This window comes from Metabacillus sp. 113a (genome assembly GCF_050107635.1).
Classification (GTDB): domain Bacteria; phylum Bacillota; class Bacilli; order Bacillales; family Bacillaceae; genus Metabacillus_B.
The window spans coordinates 13,049-29,727 of the sequence record NZ_JBNILJ010000012.1 but is presented as its reverse complement, the minus strand read 5'-3'; the positions used below and the strand labels follow the sequence as shown (position 1 = coordinate 29,727).

17 protein-coding genes are annotated in these 16,679 nt (G+C 43.7%); 5 read left to right on the top strand and 12 right to left on the bottom strand.

All coding sequences use genetic code 11. The features are described from left to right. Positions 1 to 167: 167 nt before the first annotated feature. From ACQCVE_RS14940 to ACQCVE_RS14920, 5 genes are all read right to left on the bottom strand, one after another. Entirely contained in the window at positions 168 to 1,583 is a 1,416-nt protein-coding gene (locus ACQCVE_RS14940) for a sigma-54 interaction domain-containing protein (protein ID WP_426863296.1), read from the bottom strand. 1,050 nt (positions 1,584 to 2,633) lie between these two features. Beyond that, positions 2,634 to 3,419: a 3-hydroxybutyrate dehydrogenase gene (locus tag ACQCVE_RS14935; protein ID WP_426863295.1), complete on the bottom strand. Its 786-nt coding sequence runs from the start codon at positions 3,417 to 3,419 to the stop codon at positions 2,634 to 2,636. A 21-nt stretch (positions 3,420 to 3,440) separates the two neighbouring features. Then, positions 3,441 to 4,094 carry a 3-oxoacid CoA-transferase subunit B gene (locus ACQCVE_RS14930; protein WP_426863294.1) on the bottom strand — a complete coding sequence of 218 codons (654 nt, stop codon included), beginning with the start codon at positions 4,092 to 4,094 and terminating at the stop codon, positions 3,441 to 3,443. A gap of 15 nt (positions 4,095 to 4,109) precedes the next feature. Continuing rightward, entirely contained in the window at positions 4,110 to 4,814 is a 705-nt protein-coding gene (locus ACQCVE_RS14925) for a CoA transferase subunit A (RefSeq protein ID WP_426846773.1), read from the bottom strand. A 28-nt stretch (positions 4,815 to 4,842) separates the two neighbouring features. Then, positions 4,843 to 6,288, bottom strand: coding sequence for a GntP family permease (locus tag ACQCVE_RS14920; protein ID WP_426863293.1), 1,446 nt, complete (start codon positions 6,286 to 6,288; stop codon positions 4,843 to 4,845). Positions 6,289 to 6,664: 376 nt separating this feature from the next. Between ACQCVE_RS14920 and ACQCVE_RS14915 the strand changes: the two genes are divergently transcribed. The 4 genes from ACQCVE_RS14915 to ACQCVE_RS14900 all read left to right on the top strand — a co-directional run bounded on the left by ACQCVE_RS14915 (position 6,665) and on the right by ACQCVE_RS14900 (position 8,379). Beyond that, positions 6,665 to 7,195, top strand: a complete 531-nt coding sequence (locus tag ACQCVE_RS14915) for a DinB family protein (RefSeq protein WP_426846777.1) — start codon at positions 6,665 to 6,667, stop codon at positions 7,193 to 7,195. A 52-nt stretch (positions 7,196 to 7,247) separates the two neighbouring features. After that, positions 7,248 to 7,970, top strand: a complete 723-nt coding sequence (locus tag ACQCVE_RS14910; RefSeq protein WP_426863292.1) for a type II toxin-antitoxin system SpoIISA family toxin — start codon at positions 7,248 to 7,250, stop codon at positions 7,968 to 7,970. A gap of 25 nt (positions 7,971 to 7,995) precedes the next feature. Further along, positions 7,996 to 8,163: a hypothetical protein gene (locus ACQCVE_RS14905; RefSeq protein ID WP_426846781.1), complete on the top strand. Its 168-nt coding sequence runs from the start codon at positions 7,996 to 7,998 to the stop codon at positions 8,161 to 8,163. 78 nt (positions 8,164 to 8,241) lie between these two features. Beyond that, a complete protein-coding gene (locus ACQCVE_RS14900) occupies positions 8,242 to 8,379 on the top strand; it encodes a hypothetical protein (protein ID WP_426863291.1) in 138 nt (45 codons plus the stop codon). A 578-nt stretch (positions 8,380 to 8,957) separates the two neighbouring features. On the opposite strand, the gene ACQCVE_RS14895 is transcribed toward ACQCVE_RS14900, so the two are convergent. Continuing rightward, entirely contained in the window at positions 8,958 to 9,167 is a 210-nt protein-coding gene (locus ACQCVE_RS14895) for a hypothetical protein (protein WP_426846785.1), read from the bottom strand. 206 nt (positions 9,168 to 9,373) lie between these two features. Next, positions 9,374 to 10,168 carry an STAS domain-containing protein gene (locus ACQCVE_RS14890; protein ID WP_426846787.1) on the bottom strand — a complete coding sequence of 265 codons (795 nt, stop codon included), beginning with the start codon at positions 10,166 to 10,168 and terminating at the stop codon, positions 9,374 to 9,376. A 199-nt stretch (positions 10,169 to 10,367) separates the two neighbouring features. Between ACQCVE_RS14890 and ACQCVE_RS14885 the strand changes: the two genes are divergently transcribed. Then, positions 10,368 to 11,537, top strand: coding sequence for a M20 family metallopeptidase (locus ACQCVE_RS14885; protein ID WP_426863290.1), 1,170 nt, complete (start codon positions 10,368 to 10,370; stop codon positions 11,535 to 11,537). Between the two features lie 277 nt (positions 11,538 to 11,814). Here the strand turns inward: ACQCVE_RS14885 and ACQCVE_RS14880 are convergent, their stop codons facing one another. The 5 genes from ACQCVE_RS14880 to ACQCVE_RS14860 form a co-directional block, all read right to left on the bottom strand. Further along, complete coding sequence (locus tag ACQCVE_RS14880; protein ID WP_426863289.1) at positions 11,815 to 12,642, bottom strand: PAS domain-containing protein; 828 nt, start codon at positions 12,640 to 12,642, stop codon at positions 11,815 to 11,817. 173 nt (positions 12,643 to 12,815) lie between these two features. After that, positions 12,816 to 13,607 carry a DUF4240 domain-containing protein gene (locus tag ACQCVE_RS14875; protein WP_426863288.1) on the bottom strand — a complete coding sequence of 264 codons (792 nt, stop codon included), beginning with the start codon at positions 13,605 to 13,607 and terminating at the stop codon, positions 12,816 to 12,818. A gap of 118 nt (positions 13,608 to 13,725) precedes the next feature. Beyond that, positions 13,726 to 13,893 (bottom strand): hypothetical protein, encoded by a 168-nt coding sequence (locus ACQCVE_RS14870; protein ID WP_426846794.1) that lies wholly within the window; start codon positions 13,891 to 13,893, stop codon positions 13,726 to 13,728. 401 nt (positions 13,894 to 14,294) lie between these two features. After that, a complete protein-coding gene (locus tag ACQCVE_RS14865; protein ID WP_426846796.1) occupies positions 14,295 to 15,029 on the bottom strand; it encodes a S1C family serine protease in 735 nt (244 codons plus the stop codon). Between the two features lie 16 nt (positions 15,030 to 15,045). Next, positions 15,046 to 16,551 carry a hypothetical protein gene (locus ACQCVE_RS14860; protein WP_426863287.1) on the bottom strand — a complete coding sequence of 502 codons (1,506 nt, stop codon included), beginning with the start codon at positions 16,549 to 16,551 and terminating at the stop codon, positions 15,046 to 15,048. Positions 16,552 to 16,679: the final 128 nt, after the last annotated feature.

The following is a 16,679-nucleotide window of genomic DNA, read 5'->3' as shown; positions in this document are numbered from 1 at the left end:
GAGCGCTGAAAAGGGCATAATTGGAAGGATCCCTTAAATTCGACATCATCTACTAAGTTGTGCCTCATCATTAATCTTGCGCCATTCTCTTTGCGTATGTAAAAAGACTGAAAATTAGTAGACATATAGAACCGTGTCCAATGATACGGTTTATAACGCCGAAAAATTTACATTTTCTCTATTGAGTACAGCTTGCACTTATCATATAAACTCGTTTTCCCAATTCCAAGAAGCCTTGCTGCTTTTGCTCTATTTCCGCCCGTCATTTTCAAAGCCCCGATAATGGCTGCCTTTTCAGCATCGCAAACACTCTCCTTCAGCGTCCTAATGGGCTCTCCCATAAAATGTTTGGCAGATGAAGACGGTACCCCACGGGTCCCATTGTTTTCTTCACTTTGCAAATATAAGGGCATATGCTCCGGGAATATTGTAAGACCATCCAGGACATTAACCGCTCTTTCAAGAACGTTTTCAAGTTCCCGAATATTTCCCGGCCAGTCATGCTCTTCAAGCAAAGCAGCGGCTTCCTCGGACAGCTTTAAACCATAATGATGAAATTTCCCTTCGAGCTTTCTCAACAGAAGGGTGCTTACAGGCAGGATGTCCTCTTTCCGGTCCCTGAGGGGAGGGATCTCAATTTTTATAACGTTCAGCCTGTAGTAGAGATCCTTGCGGAAAGACCCTTCTTCCACCATTGTTTCAAGACGGCGATGTGTGGCAGCTATGACCCTGACATCAATTTTTATGGGCCCTCTCCCTCCGATTCTCTCAATCTCTCTTTCCTGAAGCACCCTTAATAATTTGCTTTGCATTTGCAGCGGAAGGTCGCCGATTTCATCTAAAAAGATCGTTCCGCCATTAGCAAGTTCAAATTTTCCTTTCTTTCCTCCTTTTTTAGCACCCGTAAAGGAACCTTCTTCATACCCGAATATCTCTGATTCAAATAAATGTTCAGGAATGGATGCACAATTGATTCTCATAAAAGGCAAATGCTTTCTTCCGCTCGTCTGATGAATAGCATGGGCAAAGAGTTCCTTTCCAGTACCTGATTCCCCTAAAAGAAGAATAGCTGAGTGACTTTCCGAAACGCGCTTAGCGAGATGCTTTGCCTCAATAAATTTCCGGCTCTCCCCAATCAAATCGCCAAAATGATATTTGCTTTGCAGCTCATTTTCATAACGGTTTTTATAATAGTTTAATTCATCCATCAAAGGCTGCAGCTTTCTGGAATAATCAAGCCATTCCTGCGGATTCCTGAACATTACCGTACCGACTGCCCCAACAAGCTGCCCTTTTACATACAATGGGTATCGGTTTGCGATCATTTCACTCCCGTTAATTGGATGAATAGAGGCAACCTCTGCTTTGCCCGTTTTAGCGACAATTTGCATCCTGGAGTTTTCAATGATCTCCTGGACAGGTCTGCCTATCGCTTCGTCCGGAGAAACTTTCAAAAAATCACAGTAAGCATGATTCAGATATAGAATAGTCCCTTTGTGATTAACAACAACTGTGCATTCTGCCGCCAGATTGATCACTTCTTCAAGCCAGTCCGGCGGGATGAGTTCCAATAATCCTTTCACCTTAAACTCTCCTTCGTAAATGTTAACGTTTTCATATATAGTAACGATTTCACGGTTGAGCTGTCAAAAGCAGCTTGAATTACTCATGAGAAAATTCCGCTGTTAATTCGGCTGATAAACTATACAATTCGCATGATTATGTTTGCCTGGCGCGATTCAGGGGGCTGCGGAACGGTTTTTTCAGCTATAGATTGGACCGCATCTTCGTTTTATTGTCCGTACTCATCGTTTTATTGTCCGTACTTTTGTTTTATTGTCCGTACTTTTCATATAAAGACTTTTCGATGTAATTCGACAGGCTGGGCGGACTCATTGCTTACCGTTTCCTTCTGTTTTTGAGATACAAGCTGTACCAAATCGGTAAAACCATTCGGATTTCGCCCGGGTTTGGTCATGGAACTTTTTATTGTCCGTACTTTTGTTTTATTGTCCGTACTTCTGTTTTATTGTCCGTACTTTTCATATAAAGACTTTTCGATGTAATTCGACAGGATTTGCGGACTCATTGAGTACCGGTTCCTTCTGTATTTGAGTTACAAGCTGCTCCAAGTAGGGAAAATGATCCAGATTCCGCCCGGGTTTGGTCCTGGAACTTTTTATTGTCCGTATTTTTGTTTTATTGTCCATACTCATCGTTTTATTGTCCGTACTTTTATTTTATTGTCCGTACTCTTCGTTTTATTGTCCGTACTTCTGCTTTATTGTCCGTACTTTACGTATATTTACTTTTCGACAAAATTCTCTATTTCTCAGCTGTCTTTTATCCACCGATATTCTCACATAAAGCGTGTAACCGGTGATTGCGGGAGAATACTCCAATGAGGTGATTTCCACTCTTAAGAACGCAAAAACGACAAGAAGCGCTCAGGTCCACTGAGCGCTTTTTTCCGTTAGCAGTTCACCAGCCGGCAAGGGACCCGATGCGCTTGAACTGCCCCCCCCCCCCCGCTTATTTTTGGGAGAGTTTGAAGTGGGGGCTGGCGTAACCAACCGTCCGTATTGTAAATGGCACCGCACAACACGGCCTTCCCCCACCTAATCCAATTCATACTATTGAACAGTATAGCCGCCATCCAGGACAACAGCCTGGCCTGTAATCCCTTTAGCACCGCCGCCTGCAAGGAAAGCCGCATACCCGGCAATTTCCTCAACATCGAGCAGCCGCTTTTGGGGGACAAGGGGATAGATGACTTCCTCCAGCACTTTTTCAAGCTCTACATTCCTCGTTTGCGCTAAATCTGAGAGCTGATTGCGTACAAGCGGTGTGTCTACATACCCCGGGCAGATCGCGTTAACGGTTATGCCGTGCTCTGCCCCCTCCAGCGCTGCTACTTTTGTAAGTCCGATGACTCCATGTTTTGCGCTGTTGTAAGCAGCTTTTCCAGCAAAGCCAATCAGACCATTGATAGAAGCCATATTGATGATCCTGCCATGCTGCTGTTTTTTCATGATTGGAAAGACGTGCTTGATGGCTATAAACGGAGCAGTCAGCATCACTTTTATTAAAAATTCAAACCGCTCTGTTGGAAATTCTTCTATTGGTGAGACGTGCTGAAGACCTGCATTGTTCACCAGAATATCCAGCCGGCCATACTTTTCCATAACAAGCTGGATCACTGCCTCTACCTGCTCTTCTTTCGTTACATCGCAAGCAGCGGATACAGCTTCCCCGCCTGCATCCCTAATAGTTCTGGCTGCTTCTTCAGCCGCTTCTTCTTTCAAATCTGAAAGGACGACGGAAACTCCCTGCTGCGCGAATTCTTTCGCTGTTTCGAATCCAATGCCGCTTGCTGCCCCTGTAATCAAAGCCACTTTATGTTTAAGCGAATTCTCCATTTCCAGCTCCTTTTTAAATTTTTAACGGGCCGCCATCAGGCTGCTGCTTATCGTAAACGATGCTTCCGTTTTCTCTTTCACTTCATCTATAGTGGTACCCTCCTGAAGCTCTACAAGCTCCATCTGGCCATTGTTGAAATCAAAGACTGCCAGGTCGGTTATCAGGCGGTTTACTACTCGCTTGCCGGTCAGCGGAAGGGTGCAGGCTGGTTTTACCTTCGATTCACCGTATTTATTGACATGATCCATAATGACAACAATCCGCTTCGCGCCATTTACTAAGTCCATTGCACCGCCCATGCCCTTCACCATTTTACCGGGGATCATCCAATTGGCTAAGTCGCCCTCTTCTGATACTTCCATTCCCCCTAGAATGGCGAGGTCAATATGGCCCCCTCTGATCATGGCAAAGGATTCGGCACTGTCAAAATAAGAAGCACCCGGGACGCTTGTAACGGTCTCTTTTCCAGCATTGATCAGATCCGGATCCTCAGAACCTTCGGCAGGATAGGCCCCAATTCCTAAAAGTCCATTTTCAGACTGGAGAAGGACGCTGTAATCCTCAGGAATTTCATTGGCGACCAATGTTGGCATCCCGATCCCCAGATTTACGTTCATGCCATCTTGAATTTCCTTAACCGCTCTTTTTACCATTTTCAACCTGTTTTCCATCATTCTATACAGCCTCCTTTACTTCGCCTGAAGCACAGTTCTGCGTTCAATGCGTTTCTCGTAGTGTGAGCCTTTGAAAACATGCTGGACATAAATCCCCGGCGTATGGATTTCATCCGGATTCAATTCGCCAATTTCAACGATTTCCTCCGCCTCTGCAATTGTAACTTTCCCTGCCATTGCAGCTACAGGATTAAAGTTTCTTGAGGTTTTTCTAAACACAAGATTTCCAAGCGGGTCTGCCTTCCATGCTTTCACCAGCGCGAAATCTCCTGTAATTCCGCGCTCAAGAATATAGGTTTTTCCGTCAAAATCCTTATGCTCTTTGCCCTCCGCCACCTTCGTGCCGACACCTGCCGCTGTGTAGAAGCCGGGGATGCCGGCTCCTCCTGCCCGCATTCTTTCTGCCAGGGTACCTTGCGGAATCAATTCAACTTCAAGCTCTCCGTTCAAATATTGCTGCTCGAAAATTTTGTTTTCACCCACGTAGGAGGACATCATTTTCTTAATCTGTTTATTTGCCAGAAGCAGGCCAAGTCCCCAGTCATCCACCCCACAGTTATTGCTTATTACTGTAAGGCCTTTTACTCCCTTTTCTTTCAAAGCCAGTATGCTTTTTTCCGGGATTCCGCATAATCCGAATCCTCCTACTACTAGTACCGCTCCATCATGAATAAGCTCAACGGCCTCTTCAATGGATTGAATGACTTTCCCATTTCCCATCTCCGTTCGCCTCCCCTAGTGATTTGCATTAAACAAGTCCTGTCAAACTATACAGACCGATAATAACGAATACAGCAATCGTCTTAATAATCGTAATGGCAAAAATATCCCTATACGATTGCCGGTGGGTCAAGCCTGTAACAGCTAGCAACGTAATAACCGCTCCGTTATGAGGGAGCGTATCCATCCCCCCGGAAGCCATAGAGATAACTCTATGCATCACTTCGGGCGGAATGTTGTATTTCTCTATGGCCTGGAGGTACGTTTCAGACATTGCACTTAAGGCAATCCCCATTCCTCCTGAAGCCGAGCCGGTAATCCCTGCCAGAGCGGTAGTCGTGACTGCCCCGTTTACGAGCGGATCGGTAAAGGTGCTCGAAATTCCCGAACTTACTGTTTTAAAGCCGGGAAGAGCTGCGATGACTCCCCCAAATCCATATTCCGCTCCGGTATTCATAGCCGCCAGAAGGGCCCCGCCTATTCCGGCATTCAATCCTTCTTGAATATTGGCGGTTACCGCTCTCCAGTCAAACGCTATGGTGGCAATAATTCCAATCAGCAGTGCGAGCTCCACTGACCATATCGCCACAACCGATGAAAGTTCAATTTTCCCGAAGGCTTCAAGACCGATCGCAGAAAAATCAAATCCGTTCGGATACCATTGCGGGAGAGATACAGTAAAATATTTATTCATGACTCCTACAAGAATCAGCGGAACAAACGCAAGGACCCGCCTTACAGGGCTAGGCTCTGCATTTACCGAAAGCGATGCCTTTTCTTTCTCCAAAGCAAGATCAGATCCTTCAGAAGCTGCAGCCGTTTCGGAGTCAAGCCCGGCATACCCCTCTCCTTCTTTTTGTGCTTTCTTCCGGCGCGATTCCAGATAGAGCATCCCAAGTGTAAGGACAAAAACGGCCCCGATGATTCCAAGCACTGGAGCTGCATAAATGTCTGTCTTAAAAAAGGTTGTCGGGATTACATTTTGGATTTGCGGTGTTCCGGGGAGAGCATCCATCGTAAAAGTAAAGGCGCCAAGCGCGATCGTACCCGGAATCAGCCGTTTTGGGATGTCTGCTTCAATAAACATGTTTTTAGCAAACGGATAGACTGCAAACACAACTACAAATAAACTGACACCGCTGTACGTCAGGATAGCACCCATTAGCACAATAGCGAGAATGGCCCGTTTAGCTCCCACCAGTTTTACAATGGTTTTGGCTATCGTTTCAGCTAAACCGGACATTTCAACCACTTTTCCGAAAATGGCGCCGAGCAGGAATACCGGAAAATACAGCTTGATAAAGCCGACCATTTTTTCCATAAAGACATTCGAGAAAAATGGAAGCACAAAGCTTGGGTCTGTGAGCAAAACAGCGAAAAGCGCACAGATGGGAGCAAACAGAATGACGGAAAATCCTCTGTAAGCAACAAACATCAACAAACTTAAAGACAATAAAATAATAATGATTTCCACATATATCCCCCTTTGCTGCGATCTTTAACCAGTTTAGGAAGCGCTTACAACCAGTTTGTTATTTAATAAGCAAAAAGCGTGCCACAAAAACGGACATGCAAAAACCGCCGATGTTAATGACGTTCTGAGCTGAATTAGCCACCCTGGACCCTCTTATTTTCCACTATTTCGGAATCAGCATTTAATTCACTCCGGAATCTCGGAATTTTTCCGTTTTTACGGAAGTTTCACCTCTCACGTGTTTATGAGATAATTTTTTAATCAAACCGTTTAAAAAGCAACTGAGATTTTATGGCAGCAGGTGCTATAATAGAATAGGATTTTCTTTTCTTCGCAGGGAATCCTGTCTTTTTTTTAAGCAAAGGGGGATAAAGGAATGCTGCAATATGAGATTCAGCCAAAAATGGGATATGACCAGAGGATCGGGGAGCTTGTCTGTATGCTTGAACATACCCGGGCACTCACTCTGCAGGAAGGCGCAAAGCTTTCTCAGGCAGAACTGGATAGGAGAGTCAGTAACGGAGGCAATAGCATTGGTGCTCTCTTTACTCATATCGCAGCGATTGAAACGGTACATCAGCTGATTTCATTTGAGGGACGCAGTTTTAATGAAGAAGAGGATTCAATTTGGGGTCCCGCTCTAGAGCTTGGTACAAAGGCAAGACAAACGATTAAAGGCAAAAGCTTCGATTTCTACCGCTCTCTTTTTTCAGAAACGAGGGAAAAAACGCTCCGTAAACTGCAGACCAAACAGGATGAATGGCTTTATGATAAACGTACATTCCCAAATGGAACCCTCTATAATCCTTACTATCTATGGTTTCATGTCATGGAAGACGAAATCAGTCACAGGGGTCAGATTAAAATGCTGAAACGCCAGCTTGGGATACTTGATACGGAGGCATGACAAAATTGGTTACAATTAAAAAAACGCTTTTAGATCGCGGCAAACTGAAGGTATGATTGCATTCTATCAATGGCTCGTTTGGATTGTGCTTCTGTTGCTTCTGTTTTATGGTGCTGCACATTGGATTTGGGAGGAGCGGGTTAAAAAAGCTTCTGAGTCCATTCGCAAAACATGGTACCTTCTTTATTTGATAGGTGCTGTCATTTACTGGACCTTTTTCCCTGTATCTCTTTTCACAGACTGGAAAAATTATTTAATTGTTTTTGCTGTCTTCATTTTAATTGATGCTTTTGTTTTCCTAAGCATGTACATAAAAAAACTGGGCGCCAACGAGCTTGAACGGCACACGAAGGTGCTGGAGGAAAACGCGAGGCTTGTGCAGGAAAACAATCATCGCCTGAAGACATTTGCCGGTCTCCTTCAGAACACATCTATTAACCTCTACCAGGGCGGACTGCCGGAATACATGCAGGGATTGAATGAACTTATCCAGTCCTTCGCAGATAAAAGTGATATGACCGCATCGTTTCATCCCTTTGATACGGATGAGGAAAAAGAGCAGCTGCTCGGAGTGATCGAGAGGCGGGGAAGCGTTCGCTCTGCCTTGGACCGGGACGAAATCTTTTATCAGCCGGAAATAAAAAATGCACTGATTCCCATCGAAATCCAAGGGGTGACTTTCGTCCTGAAAATAAGGGCTGCTGCAGATGAAGTAAATGAATCAGACTGTCTCCTTTTCCTTTCTTTAATCCATATGTATGATATAATTTATTAAAAGACCTAAAGGGCGGTGGCAAACAATGAGTTCTAAACCCATTGAACACGACTTCGGGGACAACAGGGCAAAACGTGTTAAGAAATCAAGCATTAAAACACCGGCGGTTACAATGTCTCCTCAGACAAAACGGCTGCTTGAAGCTAACAGCAAAATCCTCTCAGAGTATAAAAAAACCCGGTTTTCTTCATAATAAAGACGCATGAGATTCTCCAGTGCGTCTTTTTTCTTGCCCTCGGCATACATTAAATTAAAAAAGCAGGTGATTATAATGCCAAAGAGGACAGTAGCCTCAACGATTAAAGCCCCTGTCGTCACAGATTCCCCCAAAACCATACTGCTGCTTCATAACAGCAAAAAAGCAATCCGCTTTCTGGAAGAATTAAAAAACAAGTGGATGATTGGGTAACTGCTAAGATTTTATAAGGGACATCTGCTGACTCTTCCTTACCGCTCCAATCACGGCATTGAACTGCCTGCCGCTTCCCCGATTTTTACCTTTTCGCCGCAACGATTAAATCCCGTATCATCGGCTAAGCTATCCAAGGTGAGATTAGTTGAAAAAACCTGTCCTTCACATCCCCGGAACAGTTTTGGAAAAAACATTATTCATTAGCAGCATCGTCTATTTGGTTTGCACTATTCTCCCCTTCCCAATCATACCGTCTCGCTTTAATTAGAAGGGGGAAGCTGACCGGTGATCCGGGAAAGAATTTATCTGGTTTATGCCGAGTTTGGGGTTCATGGATAACCGTCCCGGGAAAAATATCCTCACCTTTATCATTTCTGAATCCTACGGTACACAACACCTCTGAACAGTATAAAAAAGCCCGCTTAATGGTTAAATATTGGTTATTCTTAATTTGTTTATTTACTGTTGAAACGGCTGCAGGAAAAACAGCCGGCCTGATGCCATGGCCGGTTCTGATTATTGCTGCCTTCCCCCTGTTAATTGGTGCTGTGTACCTTCGTTCTTTAAGGGTTTGATTAGCGGCAGTCGCTGACAGCCGTTACTTTTCGGACAGCGTCCTCTATTGCTTTTTCTTTATCCCGGTGGCTGGATCTGGCATATTGATTTCGTTTAATGGGATGCTGCGCTACGGCTGTATAAGATTTGTTCTTCTTTGTCACTTTTACCCAAATCGTGATCATATCCTGGTAATTATAAGCCAATGTTTCAGTTTGCTGCGCGAGCATTTTGTTTCCTCCGATAAGTAAAATTAAATGATGTATTTTAAATATCGGTTTGATATAAAGAAAATTCTATAGAGCAAAATCCCTGATTTAACTAAGTGAAATAGTCGCTGATCTTCCCTTATTCTTCAGAAGCCCTCCTTCAAAAGGAGGGCTTCGATTTTAATACGCATGAAAAAAGACTCCCCTGACAGGAGTCCTTTGTCTCATTAATCTTTAATGCTGCTTATTGCCTGATGCAGACTTGAAAAGGATTTAACTTCAAAATTCACCCCAAGCTGTGTCATCGTAATGGCCAGTTCAGGTCTGATTCCGCTGATTTTGCTCGTTACACCGGATATTCGCAGCGCTTCAAGCACTTGGAAGATTTGCTGTGCGACCATTGTATCAATGACAGGCACCCCGGAAAGGTCTAGTATTAAATACTCCAGCTGAAACTCCGCACTCTTCTCTAAAGCTGTTACCATAAGCAGCTGGGCTCTTCTCGTATCAATATCCCCAATAACAGGCAGAATCCCAATTCCTTCTTCAATCTTCACGACAGGAATTGAAAGTTCATCTACCGCGTGCTGTGCTGAAGAAATCTTTTCTTCGTGAGCTTTCATATAACAAACGGAGACAAGCTGCAATGCTTGATCTGCTGTGATATCAAATGAAGAGTAGATGGAAAAAAAATCTTTAACGGTCAAACCCTGTCTATCCGATTCATCCTTAATTATATTTCCAACGTTCGTTTTAGCCTCCCTCATTTCAGCAATTGCAGCATCAAGAGGCAAACCTAGCTCAACAAGTTGATTTGCGAAATTCTTGCCCCAGCTTTTAATTTTTTCTGCTGATGCATTTCGAGTCAACGTTAGTGAGTCCGCATATATTTCAACTAATTTTTTTCTCCAGTTCGTGAGATCCTGAGTATTCTCATCTGGTTTTCCCATGCTTTTCTCTGAATGCTGAAGGACTAAATCCCTTAATATGTTCAAATTTGTATTCGCTTGTGTTTCCAACATGTTCTCCTCCTTGCGGGTAACTACAAGTAAAAAAATCTCCTACTATCTTAACGCATATGAACGAAAGAACCAACCCATTTGAAAAATGTTCCTGTTCTCGCCCTTTTTATGAGAGTGAAATTTTAAGCTCTTTTGGCTTTCTTAATAGTCTGAACTTTTATATAATGGCCTACATACTTATTAAAAAGGAGCTAAGAAAATGAAAATTGCTGATCGTGACCGTGAACAGCTGATTCGCTGGAGGAGGCATCTTCATCAATATCCTGAGCTTTCTTTTAAGGAAACAAATACTTCAGCTTTTGTATCGGAGGCCTTAAAAAGGATGCCGTTCCTGGAGATCTCACGCCCTGCACCAACTGCGGTAATGGCTGTGCTGCGGGGCCGAAACCCTGGAAAAACGCTGGCAATCCGTGCCGATATGGACGCTCTCCCAATAGAGGAAAAGAATACATTTGAATACCGTTCATCCGTACCTGGTGTTATGCATGCATGCGGCCACGACGGTCATACAGCTATGCTGCTGACCACTGCGAAGCTATTATCTGAAAATAAAGAAAAACTCTCAGGGGAAATCCGGTTTATTTTCCAGCACGCCGAAGAAACTCCGCCCGGGGGTGCGGATGAGCTGGTGAATGCCGGGGTGATGGACGGTGTGGATTATGTAATAGGAACCCATCTATGGTCTCCTTTAGAGACAGGGAAAATCGGCATTGTTTACGGACCGATGATGGCGGCTCCCGACACATTTAAAGTAACCGTTATCGGAAAAGGAGGACATGCCGGACTCCCTCATGAAACCATTGACAGCATCACTGCAGCTGCCCAGACAATCTCAAGCCTGCAGCAGATTGTATCAAGAGCAACAGATGCCTCAGAGCAGCTCGTAATTTCTGTCACGCAAATAGCAGGAGGATCCGCTGATAATGTCATTCCAGGTTCTGTCGAATTTGGAGGGACGGTTAGAAGCTTTAATGAAGAACTCCGCAATCAGATACCCGGTAAAATAGAGCAGATTGTAAAAGGGGTCACAGACGCCCACGGGGCATCCTATAAGTTTGATTATACTAAGGGCTACCGGCCAGTCATTAATGAAGAAAGAACAACCCGCATCCTTCATCAAACCGCCGCTGGATTATTCGGAGAGGATTCGGTTACTTTGATGAAGCCGGTTATGGTAGGAGAGGATTTTTCTGCCTATCAGCAAAAGGCGCCTGGATGCTTTTTCTTTACAGGAGCCGGAAACAAAAAGGAAGGCATTACGTTTCCCCACCATCATGCGAACTTCACCATTGACGAAAAGGCACTTGAGATCGGAGTGAAGATGCTCACTAAGGCGGCAGAAGCCTTCCTTTCCTCTGATCATGAATGAATCTGAGCTCTCCATTATGGGCATTTTCTCTGGGAGCTTCGTTTCATAAAAGTGCTGACTGCATGGATTTGGATAGAATGCCGTTTATCTTTGAATCGTGTGACGGGCAGGACTGAACCGGTCACGATAACAGGTTGTCCTTTATTAGGATAATGTTGCTTAAAAGAGCATATCGGATCAGGAAAATCCTGCAGGTGCTTTTACGCCTCCTCTGCATTTCAGCAAAAAAGCAGCACATTGTGGCATGTGCTGCTTTTACAGGCTGGGAAACAAATGACTAGATCCCCTTTAAAAACAGGGATTCCCCGGTTTTTTTAGGTTCTTTCTGTAAATATTCCAGGGCATGTTTCACCTCGGGAAATACTTTTACCGAATTTAACTCTTCATAATCTTCCAATGCGGTGACAGCCATACGGGGATATATTCCAGTAATCATAAGTTCAGTGCCAAGCAGCTTTAACCAGCCGTTCAGGTTTACAATATAGTTGGATAATGCCTGATCAAAAACAGCGAGTCCGGATATATCAAGAATCAAAATCCGGTCTCTCGTTTTATCCTTGTGCTCCATAATATTTCGCATTAAAATGGTCAGCCTTTCACTTGGGAAAGACCCGATAAGCGGAAGGACGGAAATCTGGTTCCCGAGAGAAATAATAGGGGTAGAGCGCATATCTGCCTCTGTTTTAGCCTGCTCCATGAGGGTTTGATAATGCTTTTCCATGGTGACATCCTTTTGAACCCCAATAAAATAATAGAGGTCTTCATCTTCTAAATAAATCGGGTCAATATTCAGCTGATTGTAAAATTGAGAGCCGTCCTTTTTATAATTCAGAAGTGTGACGGACACGGAAGATTTTTCCCGTACAGCAGTTCGGATTTTGTCCACTTCTTTTTGATCTGTTTTTTCTCCTTGCAGAAAACGGCAGTTTTTTCCAATAACTTCATCTTCTTTGTATCCCGTTACATCTGTAAATCCTTTTGACATGTAAACGATAGGATTCTCTTTAGCAGCAGGATCTGTAATGATAATGCCAGTTTGAGATGAATCCAGCGCTTTCAGTAACAGCTTAAGCTGCGGATGGTCTAATTTACCGTTAAGAAACATCATTTATCCTCCATCCATTATCCATCATTTGCTAATTTTACTATAGCAAGGCCGGAGAAATCCTACAAACTTGTGTGTGTTCTCGAAGATTTAGAGGAACAGTTCAAGGAAAAACAGAACGGATGTCAAATCAAAAAAATGATCTCTTTAGTGTCAGAGATCATTCTTTCATTTCAACATTCGAGAGGATTCTCTCCATAACGCTCCCACAGTTTTGGGAAGCGGATTTGCAATCCTTTTTCGTCCTCCTCATCCCAGTCAAGCTCGATTTCCGGTTCGAAGCACGGATCAGCTACTAGCTGATCATACAGTTCATAATAAGATGTATCATCCCTGCCGGTTTTTTCTTCAAATGCAAGGGCACCTAAATAGGTCAAATCCTCAAACTGAGGCATTTCCCCTTTTTCTTCAAGTTCCTTCAGGATAGGAATCATGCTCTCGGGATCATGGATGGCTGTTTCGTATACGCCTTTTCCCTGAAATAACAGCCAGGCCCTGAAATAGTCAAAGCAATCATCTGAACATCCTCCCATGATGATGCAGGCTGCGGCCCACAGTGAGGAGGTGCAGGAACGGACAAAATACCGCGCAAAAATTTCATCAAACTTAATGATATCCTGAAGAGGCTTTTTCGAAAGATGCTCTACCAGCCATTCGAGCTGTTCTTCCTGTTCCTCTCCTTTTTTCTTGGCTTGCTCAAGGAGACTCCAAAAGCTGTCATCTGTAATAGTGCTTTTCTTTATTAGCTGCATGGAGGAGTGCCCCGGCTTGTATCCCTTTTTCAGTTTTGATTGGATCATGCTTTCCGCTTCTTTTAAACATTCTGCAGCATGATCAAATTTTTTTGAACGGATCGTTCCAGTGGTTCCTGCTTTACCGAAAGTAACCACGTAATCGACTCCGGTCACTTTAATTTTCCAAAATTTATTTGATGAATCATTTCGAAAGTATAAAATAGTTTCCACTTTATTCTCCTCGCGGCCCTGTTTTCTTTTCCATTCATTCTCTATTATAGTACTTCGTTTAACAGCCCGTCATGCATGTTTTGACTGTAAATGAAAGAATAACCCCGATTTTACGGGGTTATTTTTTATCTTTGCTGCGAAGCCGATTTTCTGCCTCATCATCCGGACCCTGCTTTGCGTTTTTTACTGCTCTTATAATGACAGCGCCGATCATAACAAAGATAGCAGCCAGTACAATCGCTAATACAGTGACTAGAATCATAAAAAAACCATTACCGGAAGCCATAGTAAAACTCCTTCATTACTCATTTATCATAGTTATTATACCGTGCCGTAATTCAGTCCACAATGGATTACGGCACGGTACAGGCAGTTTAGCCGGCAGCCTTACGCTTCACTGCTTTGCGGGATCGGTTTGAATCGGGAGTATCCTGGCTGATTTTAAGATAGAATATGGGACTCATAATAAAAAGACAGCTTGGATTTACTGTCTTTTACAGGGGGCTGCCCTGGCAGAGGAGCATGAATCTACTTTTTTTTAAGAACGCCCTTTAAACTTGTCTGTTCATTGCAGCCAGCGGGCATTTGCTCATTGAGGGGCGGGCGGCGGGTCTCCTCCCTGTCCGCCCCTTCTGGACTCCCCTGTGCCGCTGATGGATCGGGAGAGGAGCCCTCTAGGGGAAGCCCTTATTTTTTTGACCAGGCTTCTATTTCATCCAGAACAGCAATGATCGGAATGCTGAAACCAATTGTTCCCTGATCAGTGGCAGCGGAATTAATGCCGATCACTTTTCCGGACTTCTTGTCAATTAGAGGTCCTCCGCTGTTTCCAGGCGCAATCGGGGCTGAAATTTGATAGGCGTCTTTATAATAGGTTTCCTCAATGTTTATTTCTCTGTCAACTCCGCTGATTATTCCGTCCGTAACGGTGTTTTGCAGACCGAGCGGGCTTCCGAGGGCAAGTACTTCGTCTCCGATTGCTGATTTTTTCTCTCTTTCAACAGAAAGAGGATCGGTTCCCTCCAAATCTTTTACTCTCACAACTGCAATGTCACGGGTCGGATTCACTCCTATAACCTCACCAGGCATTTCCCTGGAGTCTTTAGTCAGGACAAGGACATTTTCAGAGTCTGCGACGACATGGGCATTAGTAATCACATCCCCTTTTTCATTGTATAAAAATCCAGAGCCGATCGAGCCGCCCTCGAGCTGGATGGTGACCACGAGCTTTTGGGATTCATCTATGATTTCTTTCACGTCACCTGAGGTGCCCGATGAGGCAGCTTTAGCTGCATCAAGTTCGACTACTTTGGAGGAAAGCTTTAGTTCGTTCGGAATTTCATTAAGGATAAAAAAGATGCCCCCAATCCCTGCGATCCATATAAATAACGTAATGATTCCGCTGGCTATCCATTTTTTCAAGTTTTTCACCTGTCCTTTATTTTATGTAGGTCACCTGGTCGATTACTACTTTAATGTCTTTTCCATAATCTTTATCGAGGAAAAAGAAAAACTCTGCCTCTTTGCCTGCTTTAATGGCTACATCTTTTGACGAAACCGTATCGTTGTATAGGAATTTTCCTTTTTTGTTATAAATTTTTATATAAAGCTGGGGATTATTCAATGTGATTTTAGTGGTATTTTTAATACTTCCTGTTACGACATACGTAAATTGGTCTTCTTCGAAAATGAGCTTACCAAGTTTAAGAGGAGGATTTTTGGATTTCATCGCTTTAGAATCCAGGACAGCCATATTCTCCTCCAGGAAGACCGGAAGTGACCCTTTGTAGCTTGCTCTGGCATTCTCTAACTCATTTAGCCTGGTTATTAGCTCCTCATTCTCATAGTTTGTATACCTTTGAGCTTCTCTGAGTGCATCAATCGCCTTATCAAAATTTTCCTTTTCCATGTGTTTATCTGATGTGTTTTTTGATAGTTCTACTATTTTATCGATCAGCTTGCCTTTGACTTCTTTAGCCTCAGCGCTTTCCAGATCCTTGATTTTTTCCAATTCCACGCCAATTTCTTTTACGGAATCCATTTCCTGGGTATCGTATTTAACCATTTCAATGATTAAATCCGTCTCTTGCTTAGAGGTTCTTGTCTCCAGTGGTGCAAAAATCGGGCTCTTCCGGGTCTGGATATCGTTGCGCACACTCGTAAGCGTATCTTTTGCTTCCCCGAATTCTTTGCTGTCGATCTTTTCATCTACAGCGGTCAAGGTCTTATCGACTTTTGATGCGGATTCAACTTCTCTTTTCACTCTTGTAATAACTGAATTACCAGGCCTAAGTTCTGATGCTTCATTCAGCTTTTTAACCGCCTGATCATAGTTTCCATCCAGAGCATACTCTTCCCCTTCATAGTGAAGGGCTTCTGCCCTTTGGTTTGTATTTTTCTCACTGGAGTGAATGGCAATGGCACTGCCCGAAAATATCAGCAGACTTGCAGCTGGAATCCCAAAGGCCAAAATTGCCTGTTTTTTAGTAATTTTCCGTTTAGGTTTCGACGGAGCGGATACTTGTCCGTGTGGAGTGTGCTCACTATTTCCAGGTATGGGATCATGTTTATTCTGGCTCTCCGCCAGATGAGGGTCCGGCTGTGATTGTGCATACAATGGTCCATTTCCAGGGTGAAACTGATCCTCTGTTTTGTGCTCTCTTTCGTGTTCATCTGGGGGGTGCCCCAAATGTTCGTTCTCTCTTTCATTGTGGGCCGCTTCATCGCTCCACCCTGTATGATTGCTGTAACCATCCATCGGTTTATCATGATTATGATTCTCCATGCCAGGGTCAGATCCGAATGAGGTTCGTGCACTTATTGAATCATCCTCTTCTCCCGTAACCTCCTCGTGATCGGATGAAAACGGCATGACTTTCGTACCACACATCGGACAAAAATCTTCTTCTCCAGTTAATTTATTTCCGCATTCACGACAAAACATGTAACCAGCCTCCTGCCATTCTTTCTATTCATTTACATTAGATAGTAAATATTAACATTAATCTTTAACCAATTTCCTACAATATGAAACATTTTTTACTGTCAATGCTTTATAAGTAAATTCGTCCT

Coding starts and splice junctions, on each gene's coding strand:
- ACQCVE_RS14910 (WP_426863292.1), top strand. CDS start 7,248: ATGATTGCATTCTATCAATGGCTCGTTTGGATTGTGCTTCTGTTGCTT.
- ACQCVE_RS14890 (WP_426846787.1), bottom strand. CDS start 10,168: ATGTTGGAAACACAAGCGAATACAAATTTGAACATATTAAGGGATTTA.
- ACQCVE_RS14935 (WP_426863295.1), bottom strand. CDS start 3,419: ATGGAGAATTCGCTTAAACATAAAGTGGCTTTGATTACAGGGGCAGCA.
- ACQCVE_RS14905 (WP_426846781.1), top strand. CDS start 7,996: ATGAGTTCTAAACCCATTGAACACGACTTCGGGGACAACAGGGCAAAA.
- ACQCVE_RS14895 (WP_426846785.1), bottom strand. CDS start 9,167: ATGCTCGCGCAGCAAACTGAAACATTGGCTTATAATTACCAGGATATG.
- ACQCVE_RS14930 (WP_426863294.1), bottom strand. CDS start 4,094: ATGATGGAAAACAGGTTGAAAATGGTAAAAAGAGCGGTTAAGGAAATT.
- ACQCVE_RS14860 (WP_426863287.1), bottom strand. CDS start 16,551: ATGTTTTGTCGTGAATGCGGAAATAAATTAACTGGAGAAGAAGATTTT.
- ACQCVE_RS14925 (WP_426846773.1), bottom strand. CDS start 4,814: ATGGGAAATGGGAAAGTCATTCAATCCATTGAAGAGGCCGTTGAGCTT.
- ACQCVE_RS14900 (WP_426863291.1), top strand. CDS start 8,242: ATGCCAAAGAGGACAGTAGCCTCAACGATTAAAGCCCCTGTCGTCACA.
- ACQCVE_RS14870 (WP_426846794.1), bottom strand. CDS start 13,893: ATGGCTTCCGGTAATGGTTTTTTTATGATTCTAGTCACTGTATTAGCG.
- ACQCVE_RS14885 (WP_426863290.1), top strand. CDS start 10,368: ATGAAAATTGCTGATCGTGACCGTGAACAGCTGATTCGCTGGAGGAGG.
- ACQCVE_RS14915 (WP_426846777.1), top strand. CDS start 6,665: ATGCTGCAATATGAGATTCAGCCAAAAATGGGATATGACCAGAGGATC.
- ACQCVE_RS14880 (WP_426863289.1), bottom strand. CDS start 12,642: ATGTTTCTTAACGGTAAATTAGACCATCCGCAGCTTAAGCTGTTACTG.